17 protein-coding genes and 7 tRNA genes are annotated in these 15,990 nt (G+C 52.4%); 16 read left to right on the forward strand and 8 right to left on the reverse strand.

The features are described 5' to 3' along the window. Window position 1 precedes the first annotated feature (1 nt). Window positions 2–1,105 carry a TRAP transporter substrate-binding protein gene (locus MLE19_RS00890; protein WP_240716189.1) on the reverse strand — a complete coding sequence of 368 codons (1,104 nt, stop codon included), beginning with the start codon at window positions 1,103–1,105 and terminating at the stop codon, window positions 2–4. 349 nt (window positions 1,106–1,454) lie between these two features. Here MLE19_RS00890 and MLE19_RS00895 point away from each other — a divergent pair. The 12 genes from MLE19_RS00895 (at window position 1,455) to MLE19_RS00950 (ending at window position 6,401) form a co-directional block, all read left to right on the forward strand. Continuing rightward, window positions 1,455–1,530, forward strand: a tRNA-Glu gene (locus tag MLE19_RS00895). Window positions 1,531–1,584: 54 nt separating this feature from the next. Beyond that, window positions 1,585–1,659 (forward strand) — tRNA-Gly (locus MLE19_RS00900). Between the two features lie 21 nt (window positions 1,660–1,680). Next, window positions 1,681–1,756, forward strand: a tRNA-Glu gene (locus MLE19_RS00905). 42 nt (window positions 1,757–1,798) lie between these two features. Continuing rightward, window positions 1,799–1,873 (forward strand) — tRNA-Gly (locus MLE19_RS00910). Window positions 1,874–1,913: 40 nt separating this feature from the next. Then, a tRNA-Glu gene (locus MLE19_RS00915) sits at window positions 1,914–1,989 on the forward strand. A gap of 26 nt (window positions 1,990–2,015) precedes the next feature. Then, window positions 2,016–2,090, forward strand: a tRNA-Gly gene (locus MLE19_RS00920). A 266-nt stretch (window positions 2,091–2,356) separates the two neighbouring features. After that, window positions 2,357–3,340, forward strand: coding sequence for an ABC transporter ATP-binding protein (locus MLE19_RS00925; RefSeq protein WP_240716190.1), 984 nt, complete (start codon window positions 2,357–2,359; stop codon window positions 3,338–3,340). After that, a complete protein-coding gene (locus MLE19_RS00930) occupies window positions 3,337–4,110 on the forward strand; it encodes an ABC transporter permease (RefSeq protein WP_240716191.1) in 774 nt (257 codons plus the stop codon). The genes MLE19_RS00925 and MLE19_RS00930 overlap by 4 nt, the downstream gene beginning before the upstream one ends. Before the next feature lie 119 nt (window positions 4,111–4,229). Beyond that, window positions 4,230–5,063, forward strand: a complete 834-nt coding sequence (gene queF / locus MLE19_RS00935; protein ID WP_240716192.1) for an NADPH-dependent 7-cyano-7-deazaguanine reductase QueF — start codon at window positions 4,230–4,232, stop codon at window positions 5,061–5,063. A gap of 73 nt (window positions 5,064–5,136) precedes the next feature. After that, window positions 5,137–5,697 carry a nitroreductase family protein gene (locus MLE19_RS00940; RefSeq protein WP_240716193.1) on the forward strand — a complete coding sequence of 187 codons (561 nt, stop codon included), beginning with the start codon at window positions 5,137–5,139 and terminating at the stop codon, window positions 5,695–5,697. A gap of 2 nt (window positions 5,698–5,699) precedes the next feature. Further along, window positions 5,700–6,209, forward strand: a complete 510-nt coding sequence (locus MLE19_RS00945) for a YiiD C-terminal domain-containing protein (RefSeq protein ID WP_240716194.1) — start codon at window positions 5,700–5,702, stop codon at window positions 6,207–6,209. A 104-nt stretch (window positions 6,210–6,313) separates the two neighbouring features. Then, window positions 6,314–6,401 (forward strand) — tRNA-Ser (locus tag MLE19_RS00950). Between the two features lie 382 nt (window positions 6,402–6,783). Here the strand turns inward: MLE19_RS00950 and MLE19_RS00955 are convergent. Then, window positions 6,784–6,939 carry a metallothionein gene (locus MLE19_RS00955; RefSeq protein WP_240716195.1) on the reverse strand — a complete coding sequence of 52 codons (156 nt, stop codon included), beginning with the start codon at window positions 6,937–6,939 and terminating at the stop codon, window positions 6,784–6,786. Window positions 6,940–7,242: 303 nt separating this feature from the next. Between MLE19_RS00955 and MLE19_RS00960 the strand changes: the two genes are divergently transcribed. Together MLE19_RS00960 and MLE19_RS00965 are read left to right on the forward strand one after the other, a co-directional pair. Beyond that, on the forward strand, window positions 7,243–7,554 hold the full coding sequence (locus tag MLE19_RS00960) for a nucleotidyltransferase family protein (RefSeq protein ID WP_240716196.1): 312 nt from the start codon (window positions 7,243–7,245) through the stop codon (window positions 7,552–7,554). Then, entirely contained in the window at window positions 7,547–7,936 is a 390-nt protein-coding gene (locus tag MLE19_RS00965; protein WP_240716197.1) for a HepT-like ribonuclease domain-containing protein, read from the forward strand. Before MLE19_RS00960 ends, MLE19_RS00965 begins: the two co-directional genes overlap by 8 nt. Here the strand turns inward: MLE19_RS00965 and MLE19_RS00970 are convergent. After that, window positions 7,933–8,640, reverse strand: a complete 708-nt coding sequence (locus tag MLE19_RS00970; RefSeq protein WP_240716198.1) for a CLCA_X family protein — start codon at window positions 8,638–8,640, stop codon at window positions 7,933–7,935. The genes MLE19_RS00965 and MLE19_RS00970 overlap by 4 nt on opposite strands. 241 nt (window positions 8,641–8,881) lie before the next feature. Between MLE19_RS00970 and MLE19_RS00975 the strand changes: the two genes are divergently transcribed. Continuing rightward, entirely contained in the window at window positions 8,882–9,568 is a 687-nt protein-coding gene (locus MLE19_RS00975) for a type 1 glutamine amidotransferase domain-containing protein (RefSeq protein ID WP_240716199.1), read from the forward strand. 63 nt (window positions 9,569–9,631) lie between these two features. On the opposite strand, the gene MLE19_RS00980 is transcribed toward MLE19_RS00975, so the two are convergent. The 5 genes from MLE19_RS00980 to MLE19_RS01000 all read right to left on the reverse strand — a co-directional run bounded on the left by MLE19_RS00980 (window position 9,632) and on the right by MLE19_RS01000 (window position 14,841). Beyond that, the gene (locus MLE19_RS00980) at window positions 9,632–9,994 is read right to left on the reverse strand and encodes a pirin-like C-terminal cupin domain-containing protein (RefSeq protein WP_240716804.1); all 363 of its coding nucleotides are present in this window, start codon (window positions 9,992–9,994) and stop codon (window positions 9,632–9,634) included. Continuing rightward, the gene (locus tag MLE19_RS00985) at window positions 9,883–10,584 is read right to left on the reverse strand and encodes a pirin family protein (protein ID WP_240716200.1); all 702 of its coding nucleotides are present in this window, start codon (window positions 10,582–10,584) and stop codon (window positions 9,883–9,885) included. The genes MLE19_RS00980 and MLE19_RS00985 overlap by 112 nt, the downstream gene beginning before the upstream one ends. A 101-nt stretch (window positions 10,585–10,685) precedes the next feature. After that, a complete protein-coding gene (locus tag MLE19_RS00990; protein WP_240716201.1) occupies window positions 10,686–11,441 on the reverse strand; it encodes a MipA/OmpV family protein in 756 nt (251 codons plus the stop codon). Window positions 11,442–12,499: 1,058 nt separating this feature from the next. Further along, a complete protein-coding gene (locus tag MLE19_RS00995; protein WP_240716202.1) occupies window positions 12,500–13,849 on the reverse strand; it encodes a M20/M25/M40 family metallo-hydrolase in 1,350 nt (449 codons plus the stop codon). Window positions 13,850–13,956: 107 nt separating this feature from the next. After that, window positions 13,957–14,841, reverse strand: coding sequence for a LysR family transcriptional regulator (locus MLE19_RS01000; protein ID WP_240716203.1), 885 nt, complete (start codon window positions 14,839–14,841; stop codon window positions 13,957–13,959). A 167-nt stretch (window positions 14,842–15,008) separates the two neighbouring features. Between MLE19_RS01000 and MLE19_RS01005 the strand changes: the two genes are divergently transcribed. Continuing rightward, window positions 15,009–15,974, forward strand: coding sequence for a TAXI family TRAP transporter solute-binding subunit (locus MLE19_RS01005; RefSeq protein ID WP_240716204.1), 966 nt, complete (start codon window positions 15,009–15,011; stop codon window positions 15,972–15,974). Window positions 15,975–15,990 lie beyond the last annotated feature (16 nt).

The raw sequence follows: 15,990 nt of genomic DNA on the forward strand, positions 1-15,990 counted from the left end.
ATCAGACTCCGATAATGTCGTTTAACCAAGCGCGCTCACTGGCGCCTGCCCAGCGGTCATGATTGGCTTTAAACGCCATGTAGCTGTCGTGCACTTTACGTACCAGCGGGTCGGCGTCGGCCTCAGTCGCCAGGGTATCTTGAGTGGCTTCGCGCAGCGCATCGACGACGGGCTTGGGAAGCATGCTGGCTGTCACGCCTTCGTTCTCTACCAGGTCAGTCATGGCTTCACCGTTAACGGCCTCGGACCAGGTCACGCTCTCCAAACAGGCGGCCATACAGGCGGTTTTAACAATCATCTGCAGATCTTCGGGCAGGCTATCCCAGTGGGTTTTTGAGATCAGCAGTTCGCCCGTAGTGGAGGGTTCGTGCCAGCCGGTGGTGTGGTAGAACTTGGCAGCGTTATGTAGCCCCATACGGCGGTCTTGGAAGGGCCCCACAAACTCGGCTGCATCAATTACGCCACGCTCCAGCGCCGGAAATATTTCGCCACCGGGCAGTACCCGGGCATCGACACCCAGTGATGAGTAGACCTGGCCCGCCAAGCCAGGCACGCGCATGCGCAGCCCGTTGAGCTGGCTAATGTCCTCGATCGGTTCCCGGAACCAGCCGGTCATTTGCACGCCGGTATTATTCAACGGGAAGGCAACCATACCGTAGGGCTCATACACTTCGTGCCAAAGTTCCAAACCGCCGCCGTGGTAAAGCCACGCCATATGGCCCATAAAACTCATACCAAAGGGCACGGTAGTGAAGTACTGAGCGGCAAAGGTAGTGCCTGACCAGAAGTAGCTGTTAGCGGCGTTCATCTCGATGGTGCCGCTTTGAACGGCTTCGAAGCCCTCAAAGGCAGGAATCAGTTCGCCGGATGAGAAGTGCTGGATGTTGAGCCGCCCGCCGGACATGGCGTTGATTTTGGCAATCACATCGGTGGGGCTGCCTGGGCCTTCAACGTAAAAGGGTGAGCCGGGGCTGTAGGCGTTGGTCATGCGCCAATTAAAACTCTCGGCTGACTGCGCGCGAGCAATTGACGGCGCACCTAATACCAAGCCAGCAGTGGAGGAGACAGCTGCCGTGGTGAGAAACTTGCGGCGGGATAAGGACATAGCACACCTCATTCATTGGGGAGTAGGTCAGCAAGGGAACACAATGGAGTAGCAAGGGGTGTGCCATAAAAATCGATTTTATTATAATTAAAAGATTTTTAACGGTTTTGTAGGCGGGTGGGGGAGTTAGCAACACTAAGCGGAATAAGCGTTTGCACCGTTATGGCGCCTAATCGAGTATTCAGAGCACCCTCAGCGTGCACTCTTTTGTCCTATCGTTCGCTTTTGTAGGTAGGTAATTGAAACCCCACCAATAAAACTGGGTGTAGTAGAGACTGAAAGGGTAGAGAGCTTGACAGCTCAATAAGGTCTGAGTAACATACGCGCCACCTCGACGAGGCATTGCAACGTCCCATTCGTCTAGTGGTCCAGGACACCGCCCTTTCACGGCGGTAACAGGGGTTCGAACCCCCTATGGGACGCCACTTATTTCGAAGGCTAAGCCTTTAAAGATAAGAGGTCGTCAGGGTTATCGGAATGCGGGAATAGCTCAGTGGTAGAGCATCGCCTTGCCAAGGCGAGGGTCGGGAGTTCGAATCTCCTTTCCCGCTCCATGTACTTGAAGTAATTACAGTGTCCCATTCGTCTAGTGGTCTAGGACACCGCCCTTTCACGGCGGTAACAGGGGTTCGAACCCCCTATGGGACGCCACTTCCGGTAGGTTATGTAAAAAGCTAAGTAAGTGTTCTATAAGCGGGAATAGCTCAGTGGTAGAGCATCGCCTTGCCAAGGCGAGGGTCGGGAGTTCGAATCTCCTTTCCCGCTCCAGTTTTAGGGATCGGATTAAATTATTTTCCTATTCCAATAAGTCCCATTCGTCTAGTGGCCTAGGACACCGCCCTTTCACGGCGGTAACAGGGGTTCGAACCCCCTATGGGACGCCATCTAGCTTTAACCTAGTGTTTGCGTTGCGGGAATAGCTCAGTGGTAGAGCATCGCCTTGCCAAGGCGAGGGTCGGGAGTTCGAATCTCCTTTCCCGCTCCATGTTTGATGTGTGGTTAAGAGTATCGTCTTACCAAGGCGAGGATCGTGATCTGGTGTGCCAGCCCGGCGGAAGGCCGCCCCATCAATCTCCTTTCCCGCTCCAAGCGCTTCTATATTAAATCTTTATTATTTTTGTGATGCATCAGCTACTTGCTGGGCGTCATTTTTTGCGTGTCTGGCGCTCGGCTCGTTTGCCCGACTTGAAAAAAGTCGTTTGCGCCCTAATGTTTCACCTTCTCTTCTTATTTTGCTGACAGGACATATTCATGGCCGAACCGGCATTGTCGATCCGTGGCCTTACTAAAGTGTATGGCAACGGTTTTCAGGCGCTTAAAGGTATTGATCTAGACGTCCAGCAGGGCGATTTTTTTGCTTTGTTGGGCCCCAATGGCGCCGGTAAATCCACTACCTTAGGCGTGGTTTGTTCGCTGGTGCAAAAGACAGCGGGCAAGGTCACCATATTTGGCATTGATGTCGATAAAGACTTCGCCAAAGCCAAGTACCAGTTGGGTGTCGTGCCGCAAGAGTTCAACTTCAACCAGTTCGAAAAAGTGCTCGATATCGTGCTGGCCCAGGCGGGCTATTACGGCATGACCAGTCGCGAAGCCTTACCTCGTGCTAAACAGCTGCTGACCGACCTTGGCCTATGGGAAAAGCGCAACGGTAGCGCGCGAATGCTCTCCGGTGGCATGAAACGCCGCCTGATGATCGCTCGTGCGCTGATGCATCGCCCCAAACTGCTGATTCTCGATGAGCCAACCGCAGGCGTAGATATCGAACTGCGGCGCAGCATGTGGGAGTACATGCGACGGATTAACCAGTATGAAGGGACCACCATCATTCTAACGACTCACTACCTGGAAGAGGCCGAGAGCCTGTGTCGCAACGTGGCGATTATCAATAATGGCGACATTGTGCGTAACACCAGCGTACGTGAGTTACTGGCTGAGCTTGATACTGAGACGTTCCTAATTGATTTGGCTGAGCCAGTAGCAGAAGTGCCCACTATCGAAGGTTTTGAGCTTCATCAGCTAGAGCCCACCCAGCTTTCGCTGTTAGTCCATCGTGGCCAGCGATTGAATGATGTTTTCAAAGCGTTGAGTGAGCAGGGCATCGAAGTCGTATCAATGCGTAACCGGGCCAACCGCCTTGAGGAGATGTTTGTGTCGATGGTGGAAGGTAGTGGCCAAGGAGCGATTGACCAGCGCGTAGCAAGCTCAAGTGATGAAACCAAAGAGGTGCGCGCATGAATTTCAGCCAAACACTCATCGCCCTCTGGACCCTGGTGCTAAAAGAGATCAAACGCTTCACGCGCATTTGGCCGCAAACACTGCTGCCGCCCTCAATCACCATGGCGATGTACTTCATCATCTTTGGTAATCTGATTGGTTCGCGCATTGGCGATATGGACGGCTTCAGCTACATGGACTTTATCGTCCCTGGGCTGATCATGATGTCGGTGATTACCAACAGTTACTCCAACGTGGCGTCGAGCTTCTTCTCCAACAAGTTTCAGCGTTCGATTGAAGAGATGATGGTATCGCCAATGCCCAACTGGGTGATTTTATCTGGCTTTATTTTAGGTGGCATGGCCCGAGGTTTAGGCGTTGGACTGATTGTGACAGTGGTTTCGCTGTTCTTTACTCGTCTCACCATGGAGCATCCACTGCTCACCGTGTTGGTCGTGGTGCTGACGTCAGCGCTGTTCTCCATCGGTGGTTTTATCAACGCCTTGTTGGCTAACAAGTTCGACGATATTTCTATCGTGCCGACGTTTATTCTGACGCCGCTTACCTATCTAGGCGGAGTGTTTTACTCTATCTCAATGTTGCCGGATTTCTGGCAGGGCGTTTCCATGCTCAATCCGATTTTGTACATGGTTAACGTTTTCCGTTACGGCTTCTTAGGCGTGTCGGATATTCCCGTTGGCTGGGCGCTCGCTGCCATTTTCGCCTTTATTATTGCGCTATTTAGCATTGCGCTTGCGATGTTGGAACGTGGTAAAGGTATCCGCAGCTAGCAGCCTGTCTGACTTAATACTGATCTACTGCGAATGCGTGTTTCTCGCGACGATCGGCCAAGCAAGCCAGACAGGCTGCTAAACGTAACAATCCGATTGTGAAGAGAGCTTTTTATACCATGCCACACCGCCCAGACACGCTAGAGCACGCGCCATTAGGGCGCGATTCCGCTTACCCTGAGCAGTATGACGCTGGGCTTCTTTTCCCTATTCCGCGTGCGGCTAATCGAGCGCCACTGGGGATTAAGGAGGGCGCCTTGCCATTTGTGGGCGAGGACGAGTGGCACGCCTTTGAAGTCTCCTGGCTAAATAGCCGCGGCAAGCCCATTGTTGCCGTGGCGCGCTTCCGGCTACCCGCCAGCTCGCCCCATCTGATTGAGTCTAAATCCTGGAAGCTCTACCTCAATAGCTTCAACCAAACCCGTTTCTATAGTCGTCAGGAAGTGATGGAAACGCTTGCCAATGACCTCGCGGTTGCGGCAGGGGCTGCGGTGAGTGTCGAGTTATTTGATGTGGATGCGCCTGAGCTTTCAGCATGCTCTCTGCCGGGGGAATGCTTGGACGATTTAGATATCGCAGTAAGCGATTACACACCCAGCAGTGCCCATCTAACGGTAGGGGAAGCGGTCGTCGAGGAGACGCTCTACTCGCATTTGTTGAAATCTAACTGCCCCGTTACTGGCCAGCCAGATTGGGGAAGCGTGCTGATCCGCTACCAAGGGCCCAAAATCGATCGCGAAGGGTTACTGCGTTACCTGATTGGGTTTCGTCAGCATCAGGACTTTCACGAACACTGCGTTGAACACATCTTCACCGACCTAATGACCCATGCAAAACCAACGCAATTGCTGGTGCTGGCGCGTTACGTGCGCCGCGGTGGATTGGACATTAGCCCCTGGCGCGCAACGCCTGGTCTAACGCCGCCCACGCCTCTGCGCCTAGCAAGGCAGTAAGCGGCAGTGATATAAATGACGATGCTATCAATGGCGGTACTAAGTAGCCCACCGATTGGATTTGGAGTTATTAATGGACGCACTCACGCTACTTCACGAACGCAGCTCGATGGGCAAGCTGATTGAGCCATCGCCTAGCAGCGAACAGCTAAGCGACATATACCAAGCTGCCTTGCGGGCGCCTGACCATAAAGAGCTGCGTCCCTGGCGATTTATCGAGTTCAGCGGGGAAGGGCGTGAGCGCCTGGGCGAACTATTCGCCGAGGCAGAGTTCCAGGAAAACCCCAGCGCTGACGACGATACACTCAACTCAGCGCGCAAAAAGCCGCTTCGTGCGCCGATGATTATCGCCGTGATTGCCAAAGTCACGCCTGAGCTCGAAAAAGTGCCCAAAATGGAGCAAGTGATCTCCGCCGGGTGCGCCGCCCACGGCATTCTCCTGGCTGCTCACGCACTCGGCTTGGGAGCTATGTGGCGCAGTGGAAAGTACGCGTTTGACCCGGTAGTACGCAAAGGGCTAAGCCTGGATGAAGATGATGAAGTCGTCGCCTTTATCTATCTGGGTACCCTGGGTGGTCGCCATAAACCGGTGGCGCAGCATAACGTTGATGACTTTGTAGAACGTTGGGACTAACCATGAACGTATCGCGTCAACCCGGTGTACCTCATCCACGCTTGCCGTTGCCAGAAGGCCAGCCAGACGACTTGGTCGCTTTCCAGCAGTGGCTGAGTGACGCCATTCCCATGGTAAGTGCGTTAGGCATTAGCGAGATGACGCGCCGCGGCGATTCACTCACGTGGCGGTTGGCACTTGAACCCAACCTAAACGATAAAGGCACAGGTTTTGGCGGCGCGCTATCGGCGCAAGCCACGCTGCAAGGCTGGTGCTGGGTAACGTTATGGTTGCGGGAGCGGGGTATAGCGCGGGATGTCGTGGTGGCTGAGGCCAGTCAACGCTTTCTCGCGCCGGTCACGGACGATTATCGTTTAATATGTTCACCAGCCGAGCTAGATGGCCCCGCGCAGCTTGCCAACAAGCTAGCGGAACGTGGTAAAGGGCGCATTTCACTGACTCACCAACTCTATTGCGGCGAGACACTCTGCCTGGAAGCCAGTGGCAGTTACGCAGTCTTGCCATCACGTTAACCGAGGGGCAGTCTGCCTGAAAAGGCTTGCTATTTCGAGGCTTAGCCAATAGTATATGCGCCGTTCTGTTGCGAAAGGTTTAGCCTTTAAACAGAGCGAAACGCGGAGGGGTGTCCGAGTGGTCGAAGGAGCACGCCTGGAAAGTGTGTAAGCCGCAAGGCTTCGAGGGTTCGAATCCCTCCCCCTCCGCCACAGAATTTAAAAAGGCCGTCAAGCACTTAGTTTGGCGGCCTTTTTCGTTTTTAAGCGGTGGGAGTAGTGTTGGGAATAAGCCTGGGTGGGAATGCACAGGCTTATTTACTCCCGATGAAAGCTTTTTTAGAAAGGCAATCCGCCGCTGAAGCCAACACCAAGTACGGCAACAAGAACGACAACGATAACAACGATAGTGGTAGTAGACATTTTCTCTTCCTCTGAGTGGTTTATATTTCAGCTTAGTCGCCATTGCTCTGTTTAACACAACGGCAAATCGCTGGGCACCGTTTCCATGAAAGCAGCACCAATCCTGTTAAAACGCCTAGCAGCGGGACTATCAGGCGCTGATAAAATAACAGATAAATGCGTGCTAGTGGGCTTATTTACCGCACTGACAGCCGTGACCGCAGTCGCTAGAACCATCGGCATGGCCATTAGCGCACGCCTCACAACAATAGAGCTTGCCATCTTTCTCAACGGCCTTGCTATCGACTGAACACGTGCATTTGGGGCATGCACACTCTTGCTGAGCCATGTTGCACCTCCTGTGTAGAAGCTTAAAGTGTAGACCCGCTTCCGCGTGTTATGTCATTGCATTTTGCTAGTTCATACTACTGGTCAGGTTAGCCGTCTACGCGATTCAGTGCATCAACTAGCGCTGTAGATCACTCAGCAAATGCCCCATCATCTGCGCCCTCTGGGAGAACCATTGCGGCGATGGCGAAGCAGTTGAACCAGAACTTTTAGAAGCATGCCATACTGTTTGTGTTGGTATGAAATTAGCTGAAAAAGGGCCGAATTAATCTCCTCTTATGATTGCTCTATATAAAGAGTGGCCGTGAATAAGGTAGGAAGTAAAATGAACAGAGAGGAAACGTTGCGTTTGTTACACGAGCACAAGCCGATAATGGCTTCACAGTTTGATGTGAAGAAGCTTGCCCTTTTTGGCTCTAGGGCTCGGAGTAATGCAAGCGACGCAAGCGATATTGATATTCTTGTCAGTTTCGATGGCCCTGCAACCTCCGCACGCTATTTTGGTCTTCAATTTTATTTGGAAGACCTGCTTGGGTCTCCAGTTGATTTAGTGACAGATAAAGCCCTTCGAAATGAATTGAGGCCATACATCGAGAGCGAGGCGCTACATGTCTGAGAAAGGCCTAGAGCGTGAATGGCGCTTCTATATTGATGACATGATCGGTTTTAGTGAAAAAGTTCTTTCCTATACACAAGGGTTGGATCAGGTTGGTTTCCTCAGTCATGACCTCACCTACGATGCTACGTTGCGCAACTTAGAGCTTATCGGTGAAGCAGCCACCAGAATTCCAGACGAAGTGTGCCAACAGTACCCTTATGTACCTTGGCGCTTGATTATTGCGACACGCAATAGACTCATCCATGCATATTTAGGTATTGATGAAGATACCGTGTGGAGCATTATTCAAGATAATGTGCCTGAGCTTCTCCAATTGCTTAAAAAGATTCGCAGCGAAAGTAAGTTAGATCTAATCTCTAAAAATGGCCCACCTCACTAAGCTTTAGCATCCAACGCTTTCCCCAGCCCACCAAAATAGTCGCCAAACGCCACGTTAATCCGTTCCCGCTGCCCGCCCTGGGGATAAAGCCCGCGTTCAGCCTCGGGTGACGCTTTGGTGCCTTTGACTAAGAAGTGATTAGTAATCGATGCATCTTGGACAAAGGCTTCAAAGGCGCGTGCGCAGAGTTCCTCAGGTTTGCTGTAGTAGAGTTGCCCTAGTTTTTTGTCCATCTGGACGGAGTGCTTGAACAACTCGCTGGGCTGGTCGCCTTCTGGTTGCAGCAGAATGGTCTTAAAACAATGCATCAATAAATCGTTAAGCGGGTGGGAAATTGGATCAGCGTCGGATAGCCATGCAGTGGAGGCAAACATACCGCCGGGTGTGTTGCGAAAGCATTTGGTTGCGATGTAGTGATCGAAGGCATGAAACCACTCGTGGGCAATACTGCCGGGGCCAGCATTTTTGGCCAGTGAAAAGCTGCGTTGGCTAGGGTCGTAGTGGGCAGAAACACCAGGACGACCACCGCTTCCGTACTGCAGTGCTATTGAGCCACGCAGCGAAATCAGCGCTTCCGGCCCCTGTAGAATCAACATGAGGTCGCATAGCGCATCATGGAAAAGCTCAGCGGCACGGTCGCGCTCAGCGCTGGTGACCCAGCGGCCAATCTCAATGGAACGAAAATCAAACTGGCGCCGAATCAAGGAAAAGCTACTCGCTTGCCCTTGGCGATGATTAGGACCGCTGCGGTAAAATCCCGTGCTTTAATGCTCACTGGTTGTTTCACCTCGAGAATGACTGAGGGCACTATGATAAATAGATCGTCTCATGAATGGGTAGCTCAGGATGACAATAGCCTACTCTCCTTGTATTTCGGCCACTAGGCCCCACCTAACAACCATAACGCATTTCTATAGCCTCATTTTCCACCGACAGGAGAGAGATATGAGCAAGCGCATTTTAGTGGTACTGACGTCTCACGATCAGTTAGGCAATACCGGCGATAAAACCGGCTTTTGGTTGGAAGAGCTGGCAGCCCCCTACTACGTTTTTAAAGATGCGGGAGCCCAGGTAACGCTTGCCTCACCTAAGGGTGGACAACCACCGTTGGACCCCAAAAGTGATGCTGAAGATAGCCAAACCGATGAAACGCGCCGCTTTAAGCAAGATGAAAATGCCAAAGCTGAGCTTGCTGCTACCCATCGTTTGAGCGACATGAGCGCCGATGACTTTGATGCGGTGTTCTATCCAGGTGGGCACGGCCCGTTATGGGATCTTGTCGACGATACTGACTCTATTCGCCTGATCGAAACCTTTATTGCTCAAGGTAAGCCGGTTGCTACCGTTTGCCATGCGCCGATCGTGTTAGTGAATGCTAAAGACAGCGAAGGCGAGCCGCTTGTTAAAGGTCGTCAGGTGACCGGCTTCACCAACGGTGAAGAAGAGGCTGTTGGCTTGACTAATGTCGTGCCGCATCTGGTTGAAGATGCACTGCAAAAATGTGGTGGCATTTACACTAAAGCGGAGGATTTTACGCCTTACGTGCGCGAAGATGGCCAACTGATCACTGGTCAAAACCCGCCTTCCTCGGCGCTAACGGCTGAGACGTTGATGTCGTGGCTAGCTAAATAGCCGCTGGGCGTTAATCGCATGTTCTGTGAAAACGGCGAGGTTATTACCCTCGCCGTTTCTGTTTTAGCTACTTTTTACCTGACCAGGAAAGGGGATAAACTCTAGCTCATCACCCACCGGCAGACGAAAGCGGCCATGTTCAAAATCACCCTGTATCCAAGCCTCTTTTGCAGCTTCTAAACGCTCGCGGGATGAAGCAACAAAGTTCCAGGATATATAGCGTGGGCCGTTAAGGGTTTCCCCGCCTAATAGCATCAGGCGCGCGCCAGTAGAGCCTGCACTAACGGTGATGGCGTCGCCAGGCTTAAACACCATCATCTGGCCCGACTCGAATTCATCGCCAGCAATACGAACGCTTCCAGAGGTGACATAGAGGCCACGATCTTCGTGATTGTCCGGTAGCGGTAGTTTGGCGCCGGGCTGCAGGACGGCGTCAGCGTAAAACATTTCCGAAAAGTGTGCACTGGCGCGCGCGCTCCCCAAGCGTTGCCGAGTATCAGGCGTACCTCTTTGCCTTCGCCAGTCAGAAGGGGCAGGGCTTCTTGAGCTTGGTGCTCAAAGGTGGCGGGTTTATCTTCATACGCTTCAGGCAGTGCTACCCAGGTTTGTATACCAAACAGTGAGTGGGGCGATTGCTTGCGGGTAGCGGGGCTGGTGCGTTCGGAGTGGGTGACCCCACTACCAGCGACCATCCAGTTGACCTCACCAGGATAGATCATCTGGTTGGTGCCAATGCTGTCGCGATGTTGAAACTCACCTTGATAGAGGTAAGTGACGGTGGCTAAGCCAATATGCGGGTGAGGCCGCACGTCAATACCGCCTTCCTCAATAAATTCCGCTGGGCCCATTTGGTCGAAAAAGATAAACGGCCCAACCATCTGGCGTTTGGGGGCAGGCAGCGCCCGACGTACTTCAAAACCGCCGATGTCCCGGGCACGCGGAACAATCAGCGTTTCAATATCGCTCAAGGTTCCTGCGTCGGGGCACTTCGGTTCAATATCAGGCATCCAGCTCATGGTGGTTATCTCACATTAGCGGCTAGGGTGTTTATTATCATCCTAGCCAGCTAACCCAAGCAGCGCCATGTGCCTTAGCTTTAGAAACAGGCGCAACGAATTTAGAAATTGTAGTTGAGCGACACGCCGGTCACGGTTTGCCACTCGCTGCCCAAGTCGTCAACGATGGGGCTGTCAGAAGCGTTGTCGGTTAAATAGCTAGTGCCGACAAAACCAGTGGCAGACCATTGAGGTGTCAAAGCGTAAGTCAGACTACTGCTAACCCCCAAACGCCAAGAGCCACCGTCAGGATTGTAGCTGGCAATGCCGCTACGCAGGCTGTCACGTGTCGAAACCGCGAACATCGACTCAGTCCACTCTTCGTCGGCATAAGCCACATTCGGAGTAAAGGTGAAGAACGTACGCTCATTGAGAGGCAATCGCCAAGCGGCCGATGCTTCAAATTCCGCGCCATCAACGTCCCCAGATACTGGCGTGCTGCCTGCCAAGCTATATTTCCACTGCCCTTGCTCCAGGGCTACCCGTAAACCGAGGGTAGCGCCGCCTTCAACTTCTTCGAACGCCGAAATGTCGCCTTCATTATCGCGGCCAAAGGTATAGCCGATAAACGGCGAAACGGTCCAGTCGCCATTACGAATCGCATGCCACTCAATGCCACTACGTGGGCTAATTGAAAGCGTATCGCCATAGTTAAAGTTGATAGAGGGCCAGAGCTGGGCTTCGTAATCGTCACTGCCCAGGTAGTCGGGCGCATACAGTACGCCTGCCCCAACGCTGCCTTCCCAGTTTTCAGCCCAAGCCTGAGGAGCGATGGCAAGGCTAAGCGCGGCGGCTGGCCACCAGTTTTTTGAGATCATGATCGCACTCTTAAATAAGGGGGAAATGAGCAAACGTGCATGATTGTATGTTCTGGCTTGGAAGCTTGGCAAGCGACGTATTAAAATCGCAATGAATATTTAAAATCACTTTATTTACCATTACATATCACAGGTTAGATAATCACACTGCCATTACGCGCACTGTGTGCACACAGCGAAAGGAACTCGCGATAAGGAAAAGCAAGCATGGAATGCTTGTTTAACACATGGAAGCACAAACAGGATGTTTGTGATGAAAGATCATGGAAGACATGATAAAAACCCGGCCAGGGAAAGGCCGGTTTTTTTTACTCTCCTATAAATGACATGCTAATTAAGCTCTTGTGACTTTTTTATTATATCTATGCTGCATGCTTAAAGAACTAATGTAGTGTTGATTAAGTAACTACTTATTTCTTTTGTTAACAAACCGTTAAGGCTTTGGTTTATCCATTAGCAAGCATAGTGATAATAGAGTGAGCTTAATTCGTTCAGGGGTATTTCCACCGCTGTTTGGCAGTTTAGGCAGCGAACAGTTGAACTGTTCTTCCCTGTGCCTTCTAAACGGAAGCGGTTAAAAAACGGTGTTTTGGGTGACTCTGTATTACCGCAATGACGACAGATGACATCCAATCCGTTGACTTTATTGATGATTATTATATCGCGCACGCTGACCTCCTTCCATTAGGATCGATATTGGTTCAGGCGTGGTAACGTCCGTGTAAAGCAGCATCGATGCCGATGCTTTTAAAAGTATATGTGCAGGTAGGGATGTTCGCCATGCTAAAATATTAATAACAAGTGGTTAAACGACGAGGCAACGCTTTTTTTAAAATAAAATTTTATTTTTCTGGTTTGATAACATAGGTTAGATAAATACACTGTTTTAAGGTTCACTGTGGGCACATACCACAAGGAAGTGGCAACAGGGAAGGTAAGCTAGGGAAGCTTAAAGTACTCAAGGAAGCACAGGCAGGATGCTTGTGAAGAAGAATCATGGAAGGTTTGCTAAAGCCCCGGCCAAGGAATGGCCGGGGCTTCTTTTTTATACGCTTGTTTTATTTTTTAGCTTTCTTCTTGGTTTTCTTGATGTGATAACTTTCTTTACTTTGAGTACTCGCAGCGCTTTGGTCACTTCCTGTATTTTCATCTTTACTGTCATGACCCTCACTGTCCGGCTTATCGCTGCCTTGGTGAGTGAGCGGACTCGCTTGGTCTAAGCGCGGGTGGTTATCCAGGAATTCACGCTGTAGGTCTGGTATGGCATCCAAGGCTTGCAGGGTATGGGTGAGGGCGTGAATCGCCGCCAGCACATCCTGTGTATGACCAGTTTCAGAGATGGTGTGCATATTGCGGATGGGGAAGCCAATCGAGGTAGCGGCGCTATCGATAGAGGCCAATACGCCTGCCATGCCGTCGGTACCCGTATCCACCCCCACGATGTCGCGCTGCAGCGGAATATCCTGCTCTTTAGCGGCGGTAGCAATAATACGATTGAGCTGTTCGCTGGCAATGGAGCCCACCGCCATGGTAAAGCCTTTGCCCATCTCTAGCGGCTGCATGCGCTTGTCACCGATGCCAGGGGCAGCCACATAGTCGTGGTTTACGTCCACGCCAATCAGCGCATCCGGTTTCATTTCACCCGCCATTACGCGGCTGCCGAAACGGCCAATCTCTTCATAGCTGGCAATCGCAAACAGTACGCGCACGTTTTTGGTGCCGCCGGCTTCGGCGATTAGGCGCGCCACTTCGGCAGCCACAAAACAGCCCAGCCCGTTATCCAGGTAAGCGCCGTAGAACGTATTGGGGCTAAAGCCGGGGCGGATAGGGCGATCGAAAATAATCGAATCACCAGGGCGAACACCCAGGTTCAACACCTGTTGTTTTTTATTCTCACCGTGGATCTGTAGGTCCAGGTAAATCTGCTCTTTTTTCAGCCCTTTGCTGCCATCACGCTGGGCGGGGTCAGAAAAGTGAATGGCGCCCAGCGCTTCCACCGTACCGCCTTCGATACAGCGGTAGCTGCCAGGTGCATCCGGGTCTTCGCTAAACAGCTTCACTTCATGGCCGATCAATACGGTGGGCAGGAACGAATCGGTATTGATCCAGATCTTGCCGTCTTCACCAATCGAGCGCACCTGCATACGGATTTTGTCCGCATGGCCGATGATCATGACTTTGAACATATCGTCGCGGTCAGGGTGGGTGTCTAACACCACGCCTGCATTGCCTTTGAACTGGTGAAGGTGCCAGCTTTTAGGAGCAAAGGTTTCAAAGTGGGGCTTCAGAACACCGTAAGTCATCGCCGCTTCCAGGCCCACAGGGCTAGGAGCGGCAAGAATATCGCGCATCAGCTTGAACTGCGCGTCGGGCATTGGCTGCGTCCAGGGTTTTGCACTATCACTCATCGTTATCTCTCACTCATTAAGGTGGATGTTCATCACCTCTAGTCTGCCAGATTCCCATCCGGCGTGTAGAGAAAGCAGCAGCAAAAATACTTATTTGTAGAACGCTTTTATGCGTGATGTCGAATCAGCTGCTGCAGCGCGCTAGTGGCGGCAGAAGGGGGATGACGGCGGCTTAAGATAATGCCCAGTTCACGGCGAATCGTGGGTTCGATCAGCGGGCGGTGTTCGATGCCATCCGTGGCAATTTGGCGAAAACTGAGCGAAGGCAGCACGCTGATCCCCAATCCTGTCGCCACCATGCGGCCCACCGTGGCGATCTGCCGGGCATCGCACAAGATATCCAACCGCTCGCCGACGCTCTGCATAATGCGATCAATATCCTGGCGTGAGCTGGAAAGGCGATTGATACCAATAAACGGATACGCCGCGAGCTGGTTCCAGGCCACGGCCGATTGCGACAACAGTGGATGCCCGCAGGGGCAAACGGCGACGTAGCTATCTTCGAGTACGGGCTCAAAGGTGAGATCGTCAGCGTCGCTGGGCGGCACCGAAAGCCCCAGGTCGGCGCGGCCTTCGCGCACCATTTGATTGATCTGCTCGGCCAGCACATCGTGCAGGCTGAGGTTGATCCGTGGGTAAGCCTCATGAAAAAGCTTAATGACCCGGGGAAATAATCCTGCCGCCAAAGTGGGCAGGGCGGCCACCGTTACCTTTCCGCGCTGTTTGGAAAATTGGTCGTTGAGATCCTCGAAGGCTTCATTCCAATCATTTAATAGCCGCACGGCGACGGGCAGAAAAGCTTCGCCTTCCGGCGTTAACGCGAGCTGGCGGGTGGTGCGGGCAAACAGAGCGCCCCCTACGTTCTCCTCGAGTTTACGCAGCGCGATGGAGATCGCCGGTTGGGAAAGGTGCACCCGTTCGCTAGCCTCTGCAAGGCTACGGGAATGGGCGACGGCAACAAAAACGCGCAACTGCTGGATGCTTGGATTCATTTAGAAAGTAAAACATAAATTAAAAACTATTCAATATACAAAATGAAACCTGCGCACCATGCTTGGCTTATCGCGACTCATACGTTGCGGTCATCGCTTTACAACATCGTTTTACAATAACCGTATTTACAACAACAAAGGCTCGTACAGCGAGCTTCGGAGACACAATGAAAACGCTACTTACCGCCATGGTGGCCAGCGCCGCGGTGCTGGCTGCTACCACTTCCCATGCCGATGAGCGCCTGCTGATTGGTTCAACCTCCAGCTCCTCCAGCCACTACAGCTACTTTGTCGCAGTTAATCAGATCATTAATAACCAAGTCGAAGGGGTGAGTTCCTCCGTTGCGGAAACCGGCGCCACTGTGGATAACCTGCGCCGTTTAGGCCGCGACCAAATCGATATGGGCTTGGTCACCACCAACACGGGGTATCACGCTTACGCGGGTGAAGAAGATTTTGAAGGCCGCCCCGTCGATAACCGCTTGCTATGGGTCTACACCGTGGCACCGCAGAATGCCGTGATGCGTCAGGATGCTGAGGTAGAAACCTTCGCTGATCTTGATGGGGTGCGTTTCAATCCGGGTATTACCGGTTCCGCTACTGAGAAAACCACCGAAGCGGTGATGCGGACACTCGGCATCGAGCCTGACTACGTGCGTGGTTCAACCACCGACATGGTCGACGCCATGAAAGATGGTCGGGTGATGGGGTCGGTTAAGTCGGGCGTCGGTGAGCGCCTGGATGGCTCGACGATGGATATCGCTACGTTTACGCCGATTAGCGTGCTGTCGCTAAACGACGAAGAGGCCGACACCTTACGCACTGAAATGCCCGACGTCGCCATCGTCGATGTACCCGAAGGCGCGGCTGAGGGGATTCCCGCTTATACCACCTGGGCGTTTGGTGTCGCCGTGCATGCGCATCCCGACATGGATGAAGAAACCGCTTATCAAATCGTCAAAGCCGTGATGGAAAACCCTGAGCCGCAGGTAAACGCCTTTGCCGCAATGAAGGATGCTGATGTGGCGAAGATGACCTTAGAGGTAGGCACAGTCCCGCTCCACGCCGGTGCTGCACGCTACTTTGAAGAGCAGGGGTATGACATCCCCGACGCCTTACAGCCTGTTCAGTAAGGCACATTGGAGAAGA

Origin of the sequence: Vreelandella neptunia, assembly GCF_022489065.1 — a bacterium.
Classification (GTDB): domain Bacteria; phylum Pseudomonadota; class Gammaproteobacteria; order Pseudomonadales; family Halomonadaceae; genus Vreelandella; species Vreelandella neptunia_A.